This window comes from Pseudomonas caspiana (assembly GCF_040224095.2).
GTDB lineage: Bacteria > Pseudomonadota > Gammaproteobacteria > Pseudomonadales > Pseudomonadaceae > Aquipseudomonas > Aquipseudomonas caspiana.
In genome coordinates this window covers 3,521,675-3,538,646 of sequence record NZ_CP167995.1, presented here as the reverse complement: position 1 = coordinate 3,538,646, position 16,972 = coordinate 3,521,675, and the positions used below count along the sequence as shown (strand labels likewise).

Genomic DNA, 16,972 nt, shown 5'->3' with positions numbered 1-16,972 from the left:
CTCTCAAAGACGCGGTGATTAGCTGTTTGAGAGGTCGCAGCGCGATAGATTCAATGGGTAACGGCAGTCAGTGCGAAGTCGCGCCCTTATCGGTCAGCCGGATGATCTGTCGAGCGAAGAACGCGCCCGTAAGGATCACGCCGATCAGCCGCAAGGTCTGCATAGCCAGCACGAAGCCCACGTCTGAGTGGGTGTCGATGGCGATGATCGCCATGGCGTCCAGACCGCCAGGACTTGTGGCCAGGTAGACCGAGAGATAGTCCTTGTCCAGCATGACAGCAATCAACCAGGCTGAAAGCGCACAGAGCACAATCAGCAGCATTGAGCCAAGAATCATCGCCGGCATGCGACGCCAGACGTATTTGATAGTGGGACGGTCGAAGCGCAGACCCACGTAGCTGCCCATCGCGCCATAGGCCAGCGTCAGCATCCAGGAGGGCAGCGTAATCTGCATAAGGCCGCTTAGCTGTAGAGCGCCGCCGATCAGCAATGGCCCCATCAAGGCACCCGCAGGGATTTTGCTGGCGAGTATGATGCCGACTCCAATCACCGCAAGACTCAAGGCAAAGTTCAGCAGATTTGCGCCTTCCAGTTCGACGTCTGCGCTATGGGCTTCGGTGCCGCCGCCCTCCACGCCGATCAGACGACTGACCACTGCACCAACCATCACGACGCAAACTACCCGCACATACTGCATGGTGGCGACGACCCGCGAGTCGGCGCCGTAATCTTCCGACATGGCAACCATGGCCGATGCTGCACCCGGTGAAGTGCCCCAGGCGGCGGTGCTGCCCGCGATCCCGGCGTAACGCACCAGGCACAAACCGACTCCAGCGCTGAGCGTCACCGTGAGTGCCGTGGCAAACAGCATGACGTGCCAGGAATGCAGCGCCGTGACCAAAACCGCCATGGTCATCGAGTGGGCGATCAGCACGCCGACCGTGCCCTGGCTCAGGCGAAACAGATTTTTGTGCAGGCGAATATTCGCGCCCATTACCCCAAAGCAGATAGCGACCAGCATAGGGCCCAGGAACAGTGCGGCTGGCATTTGCCAGTATTTGAGAAGTTGGCCAGCAGCACCTGCGACCAGAATCAGGGCTGCCCATTGAGCGGGTTTAGGCAAGGTGTGCAGCGAAAAGCCAGAGGCGCGTGACAAGAGGGTGGGCTCCGCGAGGCGAGCGAGACAGGACGCTCGTACGGCAAGAGTATCGACACTTCAATCGATCAAGTCTATTTTCTAATAGTCATGAATTGATAACTTTGGTTGATGGATTATGGATCTTCGCGATCTTGCCTATTTCGAAACGATTGCCGAGTTGGGCCATTTGGGCCGGGCTGCGCAAAAACTCAATCGCAGCCAGCCTGCGCTGACCAAAAGCATCCAGCGGCTGGAGGAGTCATTTGGCACCCGGTTATTCCAGCGCGATGGCCGACGGATCAAGCTGACCCCGGTAGGCGAGTTGCTGCAGGCTCGGGGTAAGGTCCTGCAACAGAGCATCGCTCAGACTCAGCGCGAGGTACGGGATTTCGCCAGCGGTGCGGTGGGCAATATTCGTCTTGGATGTGCGGCGACCATGGCTGAATATCTGCTGCCTAAATTGACGTCCGCACTGTTGCAGCGTGCGCCTGATGTCACGTTGAAGATGGTCATCGGTCAGGACGACCTGTTGCGTGAATCCCTGCGTTCCGGGCAACTGGACATGATTATTTGTGCGCTGATCACCGATGACGAGCAGTTCGAGAGTTTTCCGATTCTCAAGGACGAAGCGGTGGTGATTGCCAGCAAGGATCATCCCATCTTCAAAAGCCGATACCACATGGCTGATCTTTGCGCCTATCGCTGGGTGCTACCGCCATCGGGTGTTTCATCCCGCAAATGGCTGGATCAGGCGTTCAGTGCCCAGCAGCTCCCATTGCCCGTGGTTCAGATCGAAGCCAATTCGATTCCTTTGTTGCCCGGTTTGATCGAACGCACCAGCCTGTTGAGTTTCACTGCCCGGGAGACCCTCGAGTTCGGCAACAACATGCAACACTTGCGTGAAGTGGTCGTAAAGGAAACGACGATGAAGCGCACGATTGGCTGCACGGTCCGTAAAGGCGGCTACCTGTCGCCTGCGGCGCAAGCCATGGTGCAGATGTTGAGGGACAGCAGCGGAGAATTTTTGAGCTGGAGCTGACGTCGGTAGCTCCATTTTCCTACGGGCTGGGTTAGCCTGTGGTCATGCAAACGTAATAGCAGCGTTGGCACAGGGAAATGTTCAGGAGAAACGATAGATGCAGACACTTTCACCGCTCGACGCGCAGGCAGCTCCATTGCACTTTTTTGCGTGTATTGACCACCATTTTGGTGGTGATCAGTCGCCGTTGAATGACGCCGATGCTGATGAGGACACTGATCCGGAAGGTTATCTCGATCTTGATGTACTGGGCCTGGACGAGTTCAGTGACTCGGACAAGCTTGATCCGATTTTCAGCAGCGATGTGGGTTCTTCATCGGTGAACTGAGTATTCCGGCGCACCTCGGTTTGCTGTAGGAGCTGCCGAAGGCTGCGAAGGCAATATATCAGGATCAAAGATTTCGCAGCCTTCGGCAGCTCCTACACATCTGGTTTCTGTCGGGTCAGGTACAGCGACAATGCCTCAACGGCCAGTTCCACTGTTGAGCTGGACCCCGCCCATGTGCAGGCCAGCATCAGATTCCTCGGCAGAGCAAAGTCCTCCACCAGAAATCCTTGCTGGTCGTAACCATTCAGGTCGTGGGGCACCAGATCACGAAGTGACTCCACCGGTTCGAAATAAACCCAGACCGGTTTGTTCAGCGCGATAGCCATACCGACTTCAAACGCCGTACCGGAATCCGGCTCAAGACCGCGAAACACATTGAGGTTGGCCAGCACTGCCGTGCTGCGCTGGATCATGGCGATATTCATCGAGCAGATCAGTTGGGCGGTTTCCTGAGTCGAGAGCCCGCCAGGCACTTCGTTGTCGAACGGATACAGGCCTTCAAGCCCATGGACGTTGCACAAGGCCTTGAGGTATTGGCCGTGCTCTATGGCATCTGCGCGAAATACATCAAAACCCGCCAGATAAACCTGCGGTGCTGTGTTGATCTGCATGATCGATCTCCGGCATGGCAGTTAACGTGTCCGGATTCTAGCGCTTCACACATTGCGATACGGCAGACCATTTATCAGGCGATCAATTCAGCGCTGGAATCTGTACGGATAAACAGTATCCTTGCAGGCGTGTCTGGCCTTGTCGCGTAGCTTTGTTGTGAATACTTCGCCCCTGGAAAACCCGTTCTACTACCTCGAAAACTTCCGCCAGGTGCTGCGCTGGATTGCCCTGCGTTACGCGGATTTACTCGATACGCAAGAACAGCAATTCATCGACCACTTTGCGCAACTGCCACAGGCGGCGCAAGGTTTGCTGGTGCGTATGGTCATGCGCAAGGGCGAGCTGTTTCGGGCCAGCAAGCTCAGTTATCCGGAACTGGGCGACACGCTGGAAGCGGTGCAGCCGTTGCTGGTACACGGCTGGGTTGATCCTCGTCCTGAACTGCACCTTGAGCAGTTGTTCACCCTGCTGCGCAAGGCCGAGCTAGCGGTGTGCTTCAAGGCGCACGGCATACGCGGGACCGAACGAAAGCACGAACTGCTGGAACTGCTGCAGCCTCTTCATCAGTGCGCACAGACACTGGACTGCTGGCATGCAGAGCTTGACGAAACGATCTTTGCCCTCAAGGTCATGCCGCTTTGTGACCGCCTGCGATTGCTGTACTTCGGCAATCTTTATCAGGAATGGTCCGAGTTCGTTCTGGCTGACCTGGGCGTATACCGCTATGAAACGGTTGAGTTCTCGCTGGACTCGCGGACCATCAATGATCGTGCGGACATCGACGCCTGCCTTGAGCTGCACGCTTGCCGTCAGGCCCTCGATGAGGGCGCGGTACTCGAGGCGCTGGCATTGCGCGCCCTGGCCATCGACACGCGTAACCCATGGCTGGAAATGCGGCGAAGCAAGACGCTGTATCAGATCGGTCAGCAAGCCGAACGTGCGCAGGACTGGTCGTTGGCGTTGAGTGTGTACGAGTGCAGCAACTATCCCGGCGCGCGATCCCGGCGCGTTAGAGTGCTGGAGCGTTGCGAGGACTATCAGGCTGCCCTGACGCTGCTTGAGCAGGTGCAGGCCACGCCACAAAGCGATGCCGAGGTGCAGCATGCGCGTCGAGTGTTGCCAAGACTGCAACGCAAACTTGGCCTTATCGACAAGGTCCGCCGGGTCACGCGCAAAGTCGAGCGACTGGATGTGAGCGTTCCGCTGCGTCCCGACCTGAGTGTCGAGCAGATGATCCAGCTGCATCTGGCGGAGGAGGGCAGTGAGCTGTATTACGTCGAAAATGCCCTGATCAATTCGCTGTTTGGGTTGCTCTGCTGGCCAGCGATTTTCGCGCCACTGCCAGGTGCGTTTTTCCATCCGTTTCACAGCGGCCCCAGCGATTTGCACAGTCCGGACTTTTACTCGCGCCGAGCCGTGTTGTTCGATGCATGTCTTGCGCAATTAGACTCGGATCTCTGGCAGCACACCATCCGTGAGCACTACCAGAGCAAATACGGTCTGCAATCGCCGTTCGTGTTCTGGGGCACATTAACCCCCGAGCTGCTTGAACAAGCGCTGCACTGTTTACCGGTCGATCACCTTCGGCACTGGTTCAGACGTCTGCTGCTGGATATCAAGGCCAACCGCACCGGTATGCCGGATCTGATCCAGTTCTTTCCGGCGCAGAAGCGTTACCGAATGATCGAAGTCAAAGGTCCCGGCGACCGCCTGCAGGATAACCAGCTGCGTTGGCTGGATTTCTGCGCCGAGCACGATATGCCGGTCGTGGTGTGTTATGTGCAGTGGGAAAGTACTGCCAGCTTTGCGGGGGCTGTAGAAGGGGACGATTGATAAGGGGCTCACCGCTACGCGCAACAAACCCATGACTGTAGGAGCCAACGTGTTGGCTCCTACAGGGGGCGCCTCTTAAATAAAATCAGCCACCACTACTCGACCCGCCAGCTCCGCCCGAACCGCCGGCCTTGCCACCACCGCCTTTGTTCTGATCATCAGACATCCCGTTCCCCGTACCGGTAGCGCCATCGATTTTGGGTTCCGGGTCCATGCCCTTGACGCCTGGGGAAGTCCCCGGTGTCCCGGTCGTGGTGCCATCGGTGTTTTTTTCCATACCGCTGGCCGGTGTTTTTGGGGCGGTGTCCACCGGATTGGTCGGTCCGGTTGAGCCTGCGAATGCCGAGCCTGCAGTCAGCATCCCGGCGAGCATCAATGCAGTCAGTTTTTTGTTGTTCATGAGATGGATCTCCATTGTGAGGGGCCATGCATGAGATTGGTGATATGAGCTGCGCGATAGGTGCCGCAAGTGCCGACCAATGGTCAAAACTGACTGTAACAATCTTGGTTGGTGGCGCAACGCTATTAACTGACAAGCCTTCCAGTGTTGTAGTCAAAACCCCTGAATCCATTGGTCAAAATGGCAATTTCAAAGTCAGTCCTTCATCGAAAAAAAACACCTTTATGACATAACTCGACTGATTGTCATGAAACCGCAACATTCCAAGGATTAAATCCGCATCGGGCCTTCCCATGGACGGGCCACCAAATTTCCCTTGTTGAGGTATCGCCGTGATTCTGCTGACTAAAAAACGCTTGTCGGTTCTGCTCGCTTCGATGTGCCTGAGTGGTATGGCTCATGCGGCTGACGTTACAGGCGCTGGTTCGAGTTTCGTTTTTCCGGTTATCTCTGCGTGGTCGCAGGACTACAGCAAGTCTGCTCCTAACCGCATCAACTATCAGTCGATCGGTTCTGGCGGTGGTATCGCTCAGATCAAGGCTGCAACTGTTGACTTCGGCGCATCCGACGCCCCGCTGTCTGCTGAAGACCTGGAAAAAGGCGGCCTGGGTCAGTTCCCAAGCGTCATCGGCGGTATCGTGCCAATCATCAACGTTGAAGGCATCGAGCCTGGTCAACTGAAGCTGGACGGCCCGACACTGGCCAAAATTTTCATGGGTGACATCAAGAAGTGGAACGATCCAGCCATCGTTGCCTTGAACCCAGAGCTCAAAGACAAACTGAAAGACCAGGCCATCACCGTTGTTCACCGTTCGGACGGTTCGGGTACTTCGTACAACTTCACCAACTACCTGAGCAAAGTCAGTCCGGAGTGGAACGAGAAGCTGAAGTTCGGTTCGACTGTTCAATGGCCGGCCGGTGTAGGTGGCAAGGGTAGCGAAGGCGTTTCGGCCTACGTGAAGCAGATCAAAGGTTCGATCGGCTATGTTGAGCACTCCTACGCCGAGACCAACAAACTGTCTTACACCCAGCTGAAGAACGCTGCTGGCAAGTTCATCAAGCCTGATGCCAAAGCGTTCGCCGCTGCAGCTGATACTGCTGACTGGAACAGCGTCAAAGACTTCAACCTGATCATGACCAACGCTCCGGGTGAAACCGCGTGGCCGATCACTGCCACTACCTGGATCATCATGTACAAGAAGGCCAAGAACGCAGAGCAAAGCGCTGCCGCTTTCGACTTCTTCAAGTGGTCGCTGGAAAACGGTCAGAAACAAGCTGAGAAACTGTCTTACGTAGCACTGCCAAAAGCCTTGGTCACCAAGGTTGAGGACTACTGGAAAACCGAGTTCACCAAGTAATTCGACGTTTCTCCGGCTCACCCCTGTCATCGCTGCCTGATGACAGGGTTTCTTTGCGAGTGGACCCAAGATGACTGAAAACACCCAATATTTGTCCGCTGCGATCCCTGCTTCCGTAACCGAGGGTGAGCGCCGAGCGGCTCGCGATCAGCGTCATGATCGCTGGTTCAAGCGCACCATGGGCGGTGCTGCGATGCTGGTTCTGGCGTTGCTCGGCTGTATCGCACTTTCGACTTTGTGGGGCGGCAGCCTTGCATTCCAGACCTTCGGTTTTGGCTTTTTGACCAGCACCGAGTGGAACGTGGTCGACGGCAAGTTTGGTGCACTGGTACCGATCTACGGTACGTTGGTGACCTCTTTTCTGGCGTTGCTGATCGCCGTTCCGGTGAGCTTCGGCATCGCGATTTTCCTGACTGAAGTAGCACCGCCATGGTTGCGACTGCCGATTTCTTCGGCTATCGAGCTGCTGGCAGGCATTCCTTCGATCATTTACGGCATGTGGGGGCTGTTCGTGTTCGGTCCTTACATGGCTGAACATATCGCACCGTGGATCAATGACAACCTTGGCGAGTTGCCCTTTATCGGCACGATGTTCCAGGGGCCGCCTTTGGGTATCGGCATGCTCACCGCCGGTATCGTGCTGGCGATCATGATCACGCCGTTCATTACCTCCGTGATGGTCGAAGTATTCAAAAGTGTACCCACCACCCTTAAAGAGTCTGCTTACGCGTTGGGCGGCACGACCTGGGAAGTGGTCTGGGACATCGTCCTGCCTTACACCCGCTCTGCGGTAGTGGGCGGCATTTTCCTCGGGCTGGGCCGCGCATTGGGTGAAACCATGGCGGTGACCTTCGTATTGGGTAACTCCCACCAGTTCTCGGCGTCGCTGATGATGCCAAGCAGTTCGATTGCTTCAGTAATCGCCAACGAGTTCAACGAGGCATACACCGACCTGCATCGCTCGTCGTTGATTGCCCTGGGCTTCCTGCTGTTCGTAGTGACCTTCATCGTGCTGGCTCTGGCCCGCATCATGCTGTCGCGTCTGTCCCGCAAGGAGGGGTTATGAGTAAGGATGTGACTGGCAATGAGAGCCTGTACCGGGTTCGCGACCTCAAGAACAAGGCTGCCATGGTCCTCAGTTGCGCCGCGACGGCGTTCGGCCTGTTGTGGCTGGTGTGGATTCTGCTGACCACCATTATCAATGGCGTGGATGCATTGAACCTGCGCCTGTTCAGCGGCATGACCCCACCACCGGGTGTTGAAGGCGGTTTGGCCAACGCCTTTTACGGCAGCGTGCTGATGTCGGGCATCGGCCTGTTGATCGGTACGCCGATTGGCCTGATGGCTGGCGTTTGGCTGGCAGAATTTGCCCGTTACTCGAAACTGGGCAACGCGGTGCGCTTCGTCAACGACATTCTGTTGTCTGCACCCTCCATTGTGCTTGGCCTGTTTGTGTACACCGCAGTGATCCTGCCACTCAATGAATGGACCGATCACAAGGTGGGCTTCTCGGCGATTGCCGGTGCGCTGGCGTTGGCACTGTTGGTGATTCCCGTGGTGGTGCGCACCACTGATGAAATGCTTCAACTGCAGCCTTCAACCATGCGCGAAGCTGCGCTGGCTTTGGGTGTGCCGCAATGGAAGCTGACCCTGCAGATCGTGCTGCGTGCCGCCAAGGCCGGCGTGGTAACAGGCGTCCTGCTGGCGCTGGCCCGTATCACCGGTGAAACCGCGCCGCTGTTGTTCACCGCGTTCGGCAACCAGTTCTGGAGCAGCGATCTGCTCAAGCCGATGGCCAGCGTACCGGTTGTGGTGTTCCAGTACGCCATGAGCCCGTTCGACGATTGGCACTCTCTGGCCTGGGCAGGCGCTCTGGTTATGACACTGTTCGTGCTGGTCCTCAGCCTCGCTTCCCGCTTAATTCTTTTGCGCAATAGGGCGTCTTGATGAATAACCTTTCCCTTGCCAATGAAAAAACCAAGATTCAAGTTCGTGGTCTGGAGTTTTTCTACAACGAACAGAAGTCACTGAAATCCATCGACATGATCATCCCGGAAAAGCGCATCACCGCGATCATCGGTCCTTCGGGTTGCGGCAAGTCGACACTGCTGCGCGTATTCAACCGCATTTATGCGATGTACCCCAAGCAGGAAGCGAAAGGTGAAGTGCTGCTCAATGGCGAGAACATCCTGGCGCCCGGCTACTCGATGAACCGCCTGCGCAGCCACGTGGGCATGGTGTTCCAGAAGCCTGTGCCGTTTCCGATGTCGATCTTTGACAATATCTCCTACGCCATCAAGCACCACGAAAAGCTGTCGCGTCGTGAGATGGAAGATCGCGTAGAAGAGGCCCTGCGTGGTGCTGCGTTGTGGGATGAAGTCAAAGACAAGCTCAACAAGAGCGCCACCGGTTTGTCCGGTGGTCAGCAGCAGCGTCTGTGCATTGCCCGCACCATCGCGCTGCGTCCACAAGTGTTGCTGCTCGATGAGCCGACTTCAGCCCTCGACCCGATTTCCACCGGCCGTATCGAGCAACTGATCACCGAGCTCAAAGAGCAGTTCACGGTGATCATCGTGACCCACAACATGCAACAGGCTGCACGTTGCTCGGACTACACCGCGTTCATGTTCATGGGTGAGCTGATCGAGCACGGCGATACAGACACCATCTTCACCAAACCATCAAAAAGCCAGACCGAAGATTACATCACCGGTCGTTTCGGCTGATTGTCCCTTCTCAGAGAATCGGGGAGACCCTGTCGCGGTCTCCCATGAATTCTTCCAGTCGTTTGCGCAGCCAGCGCTCAGCCGGGTCGGTGTCCATGATGCTCAGCCAGGTCATGGACAGCTCCAGATTGGGCGTGATGAAGGGCAGGGGTTCGCCATACAGCCTGCCGGTTTTGATCATTGCCTGAGTCAGGTGATCCGGCAAATTACACAGCAAATCAGTGCCTTCCATCAGCGCGGGCAGTGTGCTGTATTGCGGCACTGAAAGGACCGCCTTGCGTTTACGGCCAATGGCGTCCAGCCACTCATCTGCGAAGCTGCTGATATTGGCCACGTGTGACACCACCACATGCGGGCGTGAGCAGTATTCGTCCAGCGTCATCGGCGTTGCCGATTTGTCGGCGCGGACCACCATTGGCTGTATCGAGCGCAGTAATTTGCGTTTGGCGTTGGCGGGTAATTCTCGTGTCAGGCACACCCCCACGGTGACTTCGCCGGACATGAGCAGTTCCGAAATATTCCAGTAGTTGACCTGTTTGATGACCAGTACGACGCCCGGTGCTTCTTTGCGGATCGCCCGTAACAAGGCGGGCATCAGGCTGTACTCAACGTCATCCGAAAGGCCGATACGAAAGGTCATGTCGCTGCTTGCCGGGTCGAACTCCCGCGTCAGGCTCAAGGCGACTGACATGGCGTCCAGCGCTGGCGACAGGTGATGGATGATCTCCTGCGCCCTGGCCGTGGGCTCCATTCTATGACCGACGCGAATAAACAACGGATCATCGAACAGCGCTCGCAGGCGGTTGAGCGCGGCGCTTATCGTAGGCTGTCCAAGGAACAGTTTTTCTGCCGCGCGTGTGACGTTGCGCTCTTGCATCAAGGTTTCGAAAACCACCATCAGGTTGATGTCGGCCTTGCGCAATTCGTTTCGGTTCATTGGGCTGGCGATCCGTTAGGGCTTTTGGCGTTGTGGCGCCAAGCTATCAGTTACATGCGGTAACGCTCAAGCTGCAAACGGTTTGGTTCTGCCAGCTCAATCAATGCAGATCGCAATTTTTGTGCGCATATCCGTCGCTGCGGTCAGTGCATCGATTAGCAGTCCGTGCCTTAAAAAAACATATATGCACACAAAATCCACGGCATGCAGATGTGCAGGCACCTAAGCTCCAGGAGGCGCTCTCCAAGGATATTGGAACTGTGGCTGCGAGCCATGACTCGAACCTTTTGTAGCACTGGAGCGCTGCCGTCCGAGCTGCGCCGTTAATGAGAGGTTGCTCCATGACTGAATCGTCTGCCATTGCGGCTGAAGTCCGCCAACTCGACAGCGGTTATTCGAGGGAAACCCGCTCGCTGCTGTACCACGCTTATCGCCATGAACCGGGTTTTGCCTACCTGTTCAACGCCGAACGCAGCGGTTTTGATCAACGGGTACGTGCGACAGTCCGAGAACTGGTCAAGCAACATTTTCTGCAGGATTTACCGGCCATCGGCCTGTTTATCGACGACCGTCTAGTTGGTGCAGCGCTGATTGCCCCCCCACAACGACGGCTGGGCATCACTGAAAGCTGGGCCTGGCGTTTGCGCATGGTGCTCAGCACCGGCTTCAACTGTACGCGCCGTTATCTGGAGTACCACAACGCAGTTCTGGCGTATCTGCCCTCAGAGTCCGTTCACGTGCTGCCGCTGCTCGGGATTCATCCGGAATATCAAGGTGTACACCTTAGCGAGCAACTTTTGCAGGCGGTTCACAATTGGTGTGCCGAGGATGAAAACTCTCAAGGCGTCGTCCTCAATACGGGGAATGCCCGTTATCTGGAGTTCTATAAGCAACAGGGGTATGAGGAAATTGGCGAAGTTGCTGTAGGACCCATCCGCGAGCACGTATTTTTTCGACCAAATCCGCAGGTTTCGCTGCAAGCAATGGCGTAAAGGCATGAAATTTCAACCGCTTGGCGTCTTCCAGTGAAAGCCGTTGCTCGTGTTAGCATTCGCGCCATGAAGCTTCTTGCAATGTTCACCAGCGGTTTGATTCTCAGTGTTTCCAGTCTCGCGGCGCTCGCCGATGCGCAGCTGGATGTAAGGGTCACTCCTGCCAATTCCGCGCTCAAAGCCAATATCGAAGGCTATGTGGGCAGCCCCGGCGATCGTGATGCCGACAGTCTGCTGCACTTCAGTATCGGAGCCGAAGAACAGGCGCAACGCGCTGCACAGGCACTGGGTTACTACCAGGCAAAAATTGCCAGTGAAGTGAATGCCGGGCGAGATAACCAGCTTCAGCTGGTTATCAAAGTTCAGGCGGGTGAGCCTATCCGTCTGCGTACTGTCAATGTGCGTATCGAAGGTGAGGCCGCCTCGCTCAAGGCATTTCGGGTTCCTAAAAGCGATGCGCTGAAAAGTGGCGCGGTGCTTAATCATGGTCACTACGAAGACGCCAAGCGCCTGATCCAGAACCAGGCGTCTCGTTATGGCTTCTTTTCCGGGCGATTCGTCCAGCAGCGCCTTTCTGTAGACCCGGCAGCAGGCGTCGCTGATATTGATCTGGTGTATGACAGCGGGCCGCGCTATTCGCTGGGCAAGGTCAGCTTTAGTGGCGATGCCCCTTTTGATGACGACCTTCTGCGGCGCATGGTGCCGTTCAAGGAAAACACCCCGTACGATTCCGAGCTGATCGCTGAGCTGAACCAGGCGATGCAGACCAGTGGTTATTTCGACGGCGTGCGTGTCGATGCCACGCCAACCGCTGCAGTGCGGCAGGAAATTCCGGTAACCGTTCAGCTCGAAACGCGCAAACCTCGCACCATGGGCCTCGGACTTGGCTATTCCACAGACGTCGGGCCGCGAGGCAAGGCCAACTGGACTCGCCATTGGGTTAACCCCCAAGGCCACAGTTACGGCATTGAAAGTGAATTGTCTGCACCGCGCCAGAACGTTGGTCTCTGGTACGACATTCCGCTGGACCCACCACTGACTGACAAGCTGCGCTTCGCCGGTGGCTATCAGTACGAAGAGATCGCCGGGACTGACACCCTCAGCAAGTTGCTGACTGTTGGCCCGGAATGGCACAGCAAATTGCCGAGCGGCTGGGAGCGGGTCATTTCATTGAAGTGGCAGCGTGAGGAATATCGACTTGGGGATGATTCGGGTCTCAGCACGTTACTGATGCCGGGTGTCAGCTATTCCTATCTGCGCAGCGACAATCGCATCGATCCGCACAATGGTTATCGTCTGCAGTTCGATGCTCAAGTTGCCAAGGAAGGGCTGATGTCAGATTCGAATCTTTTGCATGGCAACGTTTTGCTCAAGGGCTTGACCACGCTCTGGGATAATCACCGCTTTCTTGCTCGCGTGCAGTTTGGCGGCAATGCCACCAACGGTTATAAATCGATACCGCCGTCGTTGCGCTTTTTCGCTGGCGGCGACCAGAGTGTTCGCGGCTATGACTATCAGACGCTTTCACCGGAAAACTCAGACGGCGATCGAATCGGCGGGCGATACATGGTTGCAGGCAGTCTTGAGTACCAATACTCCATCGCTGAAAAATGGCGAGTGGCGACCTTTGTCGATCAGGGCAACTCGTTCGACAAGCTGGAGTTACCGAGCCTCAAAACCGGTGTCGGTATAGGGGTGCGCTGGGTTTCACCTGTAGGGCCGTTGCGCCTGGACCTGGCTCACGCACTGGACGATGACGGCGGTATTCGGCTGCACTTTTCCATGGGGCCTGAGCTATGAGGCCGTTCAACTGGAAACGCTCGCTGAAAGTCCTGGGGTTGGCGCTGATTGTTATCGTCGGTCTGGTGCTCGCCAGTCTGTGGGCCCTGCTGGGTACCGAAGCCGGGAGCCGATGGGCGTTGTCCCAAGTCCCCGGTTTGCAGACGGAAAACTTCCACGGTCGTTTGGCCGGCGAGTGGCAAGCCGATCACCTGTTCTGGCAGCAAGATGGAACGCGCGTCGAAATCGACAAGCCAGCACTGGACTGGTCGCCGGGATGCTTGCTGAAAATGACCCTGTGCATCGACCGGTTAGACGCTGATCAGATTCGCCTGCAATTGGCTCCAGGTGCCGACACAGCGCATAGCGAGCCTTTGCAATTGCCTGATCTGAAGCTTCCGTTGGCAGTCCGTCTGGGCGATGTGCGTATCGGCAGCTTTCTTCTGGATGGCACTGAGCAGGCCGCCGACTTGCAACTGGCGGCGCACTGGACCGCTGAAGGCCTGCGCCTGGATAACGTGCATGTTCGTCGTGATGAAATGGCGCTTGATCTGGCGGGGCTGCTTCAGCCTTCCGGGGACTGGCCGATTTCTGCGACCGGGCTGGTGAAATTGCCGGACGTTGACGGTCGCGCCTGGACGCTCAATCTGGATATCCAGGGCAACCTGCTCAATACCTTGCAGCTCAAGGGCATTAGCAGTGGCTACCTGCAGGGCCTGTTGAGCGGCGAATTGCAGCCGCTGGCAGAGAATCTGCCCGCGCAGTTAAGGATCAGTGCGCAGCCGTTCAAAGCGAGCGATTCACTGCCCGATACTTTGCAGCTCAATCAGTTGCTGCTGGATGCAGCGGGCGACCTGCTGAGCGGTTATCGCTTGCAGGGTTCCGCCAGCCTGCCCGCCGAACAGGGCCCTGTGCTATTGGCGCTCAAGGGCCGCGTGGATGCAAAGGGCGCAGTGATTGAGGCGCTCGACCTGAATGCCAGCGCTGAACAGCGTTTGAGCCTGAACGGCACGCTGAACTGGGAACATGAATTACGTGCCGACGCGAAACTCGACTGGCTTGATTTCCCTTGGCACCGCTTGTACCCGCTGATCGAAGAACCCCAGGTGGCATTGCGCAAATTCACTGGCGAGGTCTCCTACACCGGCGGCAAGTACCTGGGGAATTTCAGCGCCAATCTGGATGGTCCGGCAGGCGCGTTCAGTCTTGTCAGTCCGTTTAGTGGTGACCTGACTCAGGTCTTTCTGCCGCAGTTGGAAATGGTTGCCGGGCAGGGTAAGGCCACAGGGCATTTAAACCTGGAATTTGCCGACGGCATTGGTTGGGATACTGCGCTGGATCTGAGCGCCATCGATCCTGCCTATTGGGTCGCGCAGATGCCCGGCACCCTGGCAGGACCGTTGCGCAGCAAAGGGCAGATCAGGAACGAACAGTTGAGCCTGAATGCGGACCTGGATCTCAAGGGGCGTTTACGCGGCCAGCCTGCGGCGTTGCAGGTCAAAGCCGATGGTACCGGTGACAAATGGAACGTCGGTGTTCTTGAAGTGCGTCTCGGTGATAACCGGATTCAGGGTAATGGCAGCCTGCAGCAGCGTCTGCTCGGTCAGCTGGAAATCAACCTGCCGCGACTTGGACAGCTATGGCCCGGGTTGCAAGGGCAGGTCAAAGGTCGTCTTGATGTGGCCGGAACACTACAAGCGCCGCAAGGCCAGTTGGGGCTGCAAGGCTCGCAGTTGGCTTTTCAGGACAACCAACTGAAAACCTTGAACGTCAGTGCCAGACTCGACAATGCCCAGCGGGCCAATATCGATATCAAAGGCACCGGTATTCAAGCAGGCGACACGCAATTGGGTACGCTGGTCGTCGACGCTCAGGGTGATATCAAACGCCAACAGATGAAACTCGACTTGCAGGGACCCTTACTCAAACTGGCGATGGGGCTGGATGGCAATCTGGACAAAGGCAACTGGCGCGGACGCCTGGTCAGTGGCGATGTACAGACAGGCGGCCAGCGCTGGCAATTGCAGCAACCGGCCAGGCTGGAGCGGTTAGCTGACGGCAAGGTGAACTTTGGTGCGCATTGCTGGTTATCAGGCGCGGCCAGCTTGTGTGGTGAAGATCAGCGTTTGATGCCCGAACCGCGCCTGCGTTACCACCTCAAGAACTTTCCTCTCGACAGTCTGGCCCAGTGGTTTCCCAAGGATTTTGCCTGGAAAGGCTCGCTCAATGCTGACGTGCAACTCGACGTCCCGGCTGCGGGCCCTAACGGGCAAATCACAGTCAATGCCAGCGGTGGAACGCTACGCGTGAAGGAGAAGGCTCAATGGCTGGACTTCCCCTATGAGAGTCTGATGCTGACCAGCAAGCTGACTCCAAAGCTCATCGACAGCCGTCTGGATTTTCGTGGTGAAAAGCTTGGCGCATTGCAGGTCAATGCCCGAATTGATCCTTTGGCAAAAAACAAAACGTTGAGCGGCGACTTTAGCCTGAACGGGCTGGATCTCTCCATTGCGCGGCCATTCGTGCCCATGGTGCAGAAGCTCAATGGGCGTCTGAATGGCAGCGGTCGGCTTTCTGGAGGCCTTTTGGCCCCGCAGGTGAACGGTAGCGTGACCCTCAGCGGTGGCGAGATTTCGGGGCCGGAGCTGCCGATGAGTTTGCAGGACCTGCAGATTCAGGCGCTAATCGCCGGAGAGAACGTTCAGCTCGATGGACGATGGAAAAGCGGCGACACCGGTGAGGGACGTCTGGCCGGGCAGATTGGCTGGAGTCAGGCGCTGGTGGTCGATCTGAGCCTCAAAGGTTCGCGCCTGCCAATCACGGTTGAACCCTACGCAAGACTCGAAGCGGCCCCCGATCTGAAAATCGCTATGCAGGACGGCCGTCTGGGTATCTCCGGCAAAGTACTGATTCCCAAAGGCACGATCACTGTCCGTGAACTGCCGCCATCCACGGTCAAGTTGTCAGGCGATACGGTGATCGTTGGGCAGCAAACGGAGGAGGGCGCGCCGCCTCTGGCGATGGCCATGGACATCGATGTTCAGGTAGGTCAGGAGAAGCTGAGTTTCACCGGCTTTGGCTTGACGGCGGACCTTGCAGGGCGGGTCCATATCGGCGACAACCTGGATACCCGTGGTGAGCTCAATCTGAACAATGGACGTTATCGCGCTTATGGGCAGCGTTTGACGATTCGCAAGGCGCGTCTGTTGTTTGCCGGACCTATTGATCAGCCGTATCTGGATGTTGAAGCCATTCGGCAAACGGATGAGGTTGTGGCGGGCATCCGCTTGTCCGGGAGCGCCGAGCAACCGACGACGACGGTGTTTTCCGAACCGGCGATGAGTCAGGAGCAAGCGTTGTCCTATCTGGTGCTGGGGCGGCCTTTGAACAACACAGGCGAAGACAGCAACGTGATGGCTCAGGCGGCGCTGGCATTAGGACTGGCGGGCAGTGAGTCGACCACTGGCAAGCTGGCCGGAGACCTGGGTATCCGGGATTTCGAGCTGGATACCTCAGGCTCAGGAGATAAAACCAACGTCGTTGCCAGCGGCAAAATCACCGATAAACTCAGCCTGCGTTATGGCGTCGGGGTGTTTGAACCCGCCAATACCATTGCCTTGCGCTATATGTTGAGCAAAAAGGTCTACCTGGAGGCCGCAAGCGGTCTGGCCAGTTCGCTGGATATTTTCTATAAGCGCGATTTTTGACCGAAGCAGGGACTGGGATGCGGCCTTAGGGGTGACGCTACGCTGTCATGGAGCAAGCCACTCCCAATGTTTGCTTCCTGATCACGCTGTACTCTAGGTCGATCAAGACTTTCATGGTTAACT

General features: G+C 56.8%; 15 protein-coding genes. 11 read left to right on the top strand and 4 right to left on the bottom strand.

Features of this window, described 5'->3' with window-relative positions; genetic code table 11:
• Positions 1-67: 67 nt before the first annotated feature.
• Positions 68-1,156 carry an AbrB family transcriptional regulator gene (locus tag ABRP31_RS16165; protein ID WP_349969306.1) on the bottom strand — a complete coding sequence of 363 codons (1,089 nt, stop codon included), beginning with the start codon at positions 1,154-1,156 and terminating at the stop codon, positions 68-70.
• Positions 1,157-1,274: 118 nt separating this feature from the next.
• Between ABRP31_RS16165 and ABRP31_RS16160 the strand changes: the two genes are divergently transcribed.
• The gene (locus tag ABRP31_RS16160) at positions 1,275-2,177 is read left to right on the top strand and encodes a LysR family transcriptional regulator (protein WP_349969305.1); all 903 of its coding nucleotides are present in this window, start codon (positions 1,275-1,277) and stop codon (positions 2,175-2,177) included.
• Between the two features lie 97 nt (positions 2,178-2,274).
• The gene (locus ABRP31_RS16155; RefSeq protein WP_349969304.1) at positions 2,275-2,505 is read left to right on the top strand and encodes a hypothetical protein; all 231 of its coding nucleotides are present in this window, start codon (positions 2,275-2,277) and stop codon (positions 2,503-2,505) included.
• Positions 2,506-2,597: 92 nt separating this feature from the next.
• Here the strand turns inward: ABRP31_RS16155 and ABRP31_RS16150 are convergent, their stop codons facing one another.
• A complete protein-coding gene (locus ABRP31_RS16150) occupies positions 2,598-3,116 on the bottom strand; it encodes a nucleoside 2-deoxyribosyltransferase (protein WP_349969303.1) in 519 nt (172 codons plus the stop codon).
• Positions 3,117-3,273: 157 nt separating this feature from the next.
• On the opposite strand from ABRP31_RS16150, the gene ABRP31_RS16145 reads away from it, so the two are divergent.
• The gene (locus ABRP31_RS16145) at positions 3,274-4,950 is read left to right on the top strand and encodes a VRR-NUC domain-containing protein (protein ID WP_349969302.1); all 1,677 of its coding nucleotides are present in this window, start codon (positions 3,274-3,276) and stop codon (positions 4,948-4,950) included.
• Positions 4,951-5,035: 85 nt separating this feature from the next.
• Here the strand turns inward: ABRP31_RS16145 and ABRP31_RS16140 are convergent, their stop codons facing one another.
• A complete protein-coding gene (locus ABRP31_RS16140) occupies positions 5,036-5,350 on the bottom strand; it encodes a hypothetical protein (protein ID WP_349969301.1) in 315 nt (104 codons plus the stop codon).
• Between the two features lie 26 nt (positions 5,351-5,376).
• On the opposite strand from ABRP31_RS16140, the gene ABRP31_RS16135 reads away from it, so the two are divergent.
• From ABRP31_RS16135 to pstB, 5 genes are all read left to right on the top strand, one after another.
• Positions 5,377-5,583 carry a hypothetical protein gene (locus tag ABRP31_RS16135; protein WP_349969300.1) on the top strand — a complete coding sequence of 69 codons (207 nt, stop codon included), beginning with the start codon at positions 5,377-5,379 and terminating at the stop codon, positions 5,581-5,583.
• Positions 5,584-5,682: 99 nt separating this feature from the next.
• The gene (gene pstS, locus ABRP31_RS16130) at positions 5,683-6,708 is read left to right on the top strand and encodes a phosphate ABC transporter substrate-binding protein PstS (protein ID WP_349969299.1); all 1,026 of its coding nucleotides are present in this window, start codon (positions 5,683-5,685) and stop codon (positions 6,706-6,708) included.
• A gap of 70 nt (positions 6,709-6,778) precedes the next feature.
• On the top strand, positions 6,779-7,774 hold the full coding sequence (gene pstC / locus ABRP31_RS16125) for a phosphate ABC transporter permease subunit PstC (RefSeq protein WP_349969298.1): 996 nt from the start codon (positions 6,779-6,781) through the stop codon (positions 7,772-7,774).
• Positions 7,771-8,655, top strand: coding sequence for a phosphate ABC transporter permease PstA (gene pstA, locus ABRP31_RS16120; protein ID WP_027900519.1), 885 nt, complete (start codon positions 7,771-7,773; stop codon positions 8,653-8,655). The genes pstC and pstA overlap by 4 nt, the downstream gene beginning before the upstream one ends.
• Positions 8,655-9,434 carry a phosphate ABC transporter ATP-binding protein PstB gene (pstB, locus tag ABRP31_RS16115; protein WP_087263883.1) on the top strand — a complete coding sequence of 260 codons (780 nt, stop codon included), beginning with the start codon at positions 8,655-8,657 and terminating at the stop codon, positions 9,432-9,434. The genes pstA and pstB overlap by 1 nt, the downstream gene beginning before the upstream one ends.
• Before the next feature lie 10 nt (positions 9,435-9,444).
• Here pstB and ABRP31_RS16110 read toward each other — a convergent pair whose 3' ends face one another.
• On the bottom strand, positions 9,445-10,371 hold the full coding sequence (locus ABRP31_RS16110) for a LysR substrate-binding domain-containing protein (RefSeq protein ID WP_087263884.1): 927 nt from the start codon (positions 10,369-10,371) through the stop codon (positions 9,445-9,447).
• A 341-nt stretch (positions 10,372-10,712) separates the two neighbouring features.
• Here ABRP31_RS16110 and ABRP31_RS16105 point away from each other — a divergent pair, with 341 nt between their 5' ends.
• The 3 genes from ABRP31_RS16105 (at position 10,713) to ABRP31_RS16095 (ending at position 16,849) form a co-directional block, all read left to right on the top strand.
• Positions 10,713-11,363, top strand: coding sequence for a GNAT family N-acetyltransferase (locus ABRP31_RS16105; protein WP_349969297.1), 651 nt, complete (start codon positions 10,713-10,715; stop codon positions 11,361-11,363).
• Between the two features lie 66 nt (positions 11,364-11,429).
• Positions 11,430-13,163 carry an autotransporter assembly complex family protein gene (locus ABRP31_RS16100; protein ID WP_349969296.1) on the top strand — a complete coding sequence of 578 codons (1,734 nt, stop codon included), beginning with the start codon at positions 11,430-11,432 and terminating at the stop codon, positions 13,161-13,163.
• Positions 13,160-16,849 carry a translocation/assembly module TamB domain-containing protein gene (locus ABRP31_RS16095; RefSeq protein WP_349969295.1) on the top strand — a complete coding sequence of 1,230 codons (3,690 nt, stop codon included), beginning with the start codon at positions 13,160-13,162 and terminating at the stop codon, positions 16,847-16,849. Before ABRP31_RS16100 ends, ABRP31_RS16095 begins: the two co-directional genes overlap by 4 nt.
• The last annotated feature ends 123 nt before the right edge of the window (positions 16,850-16,972 follow it).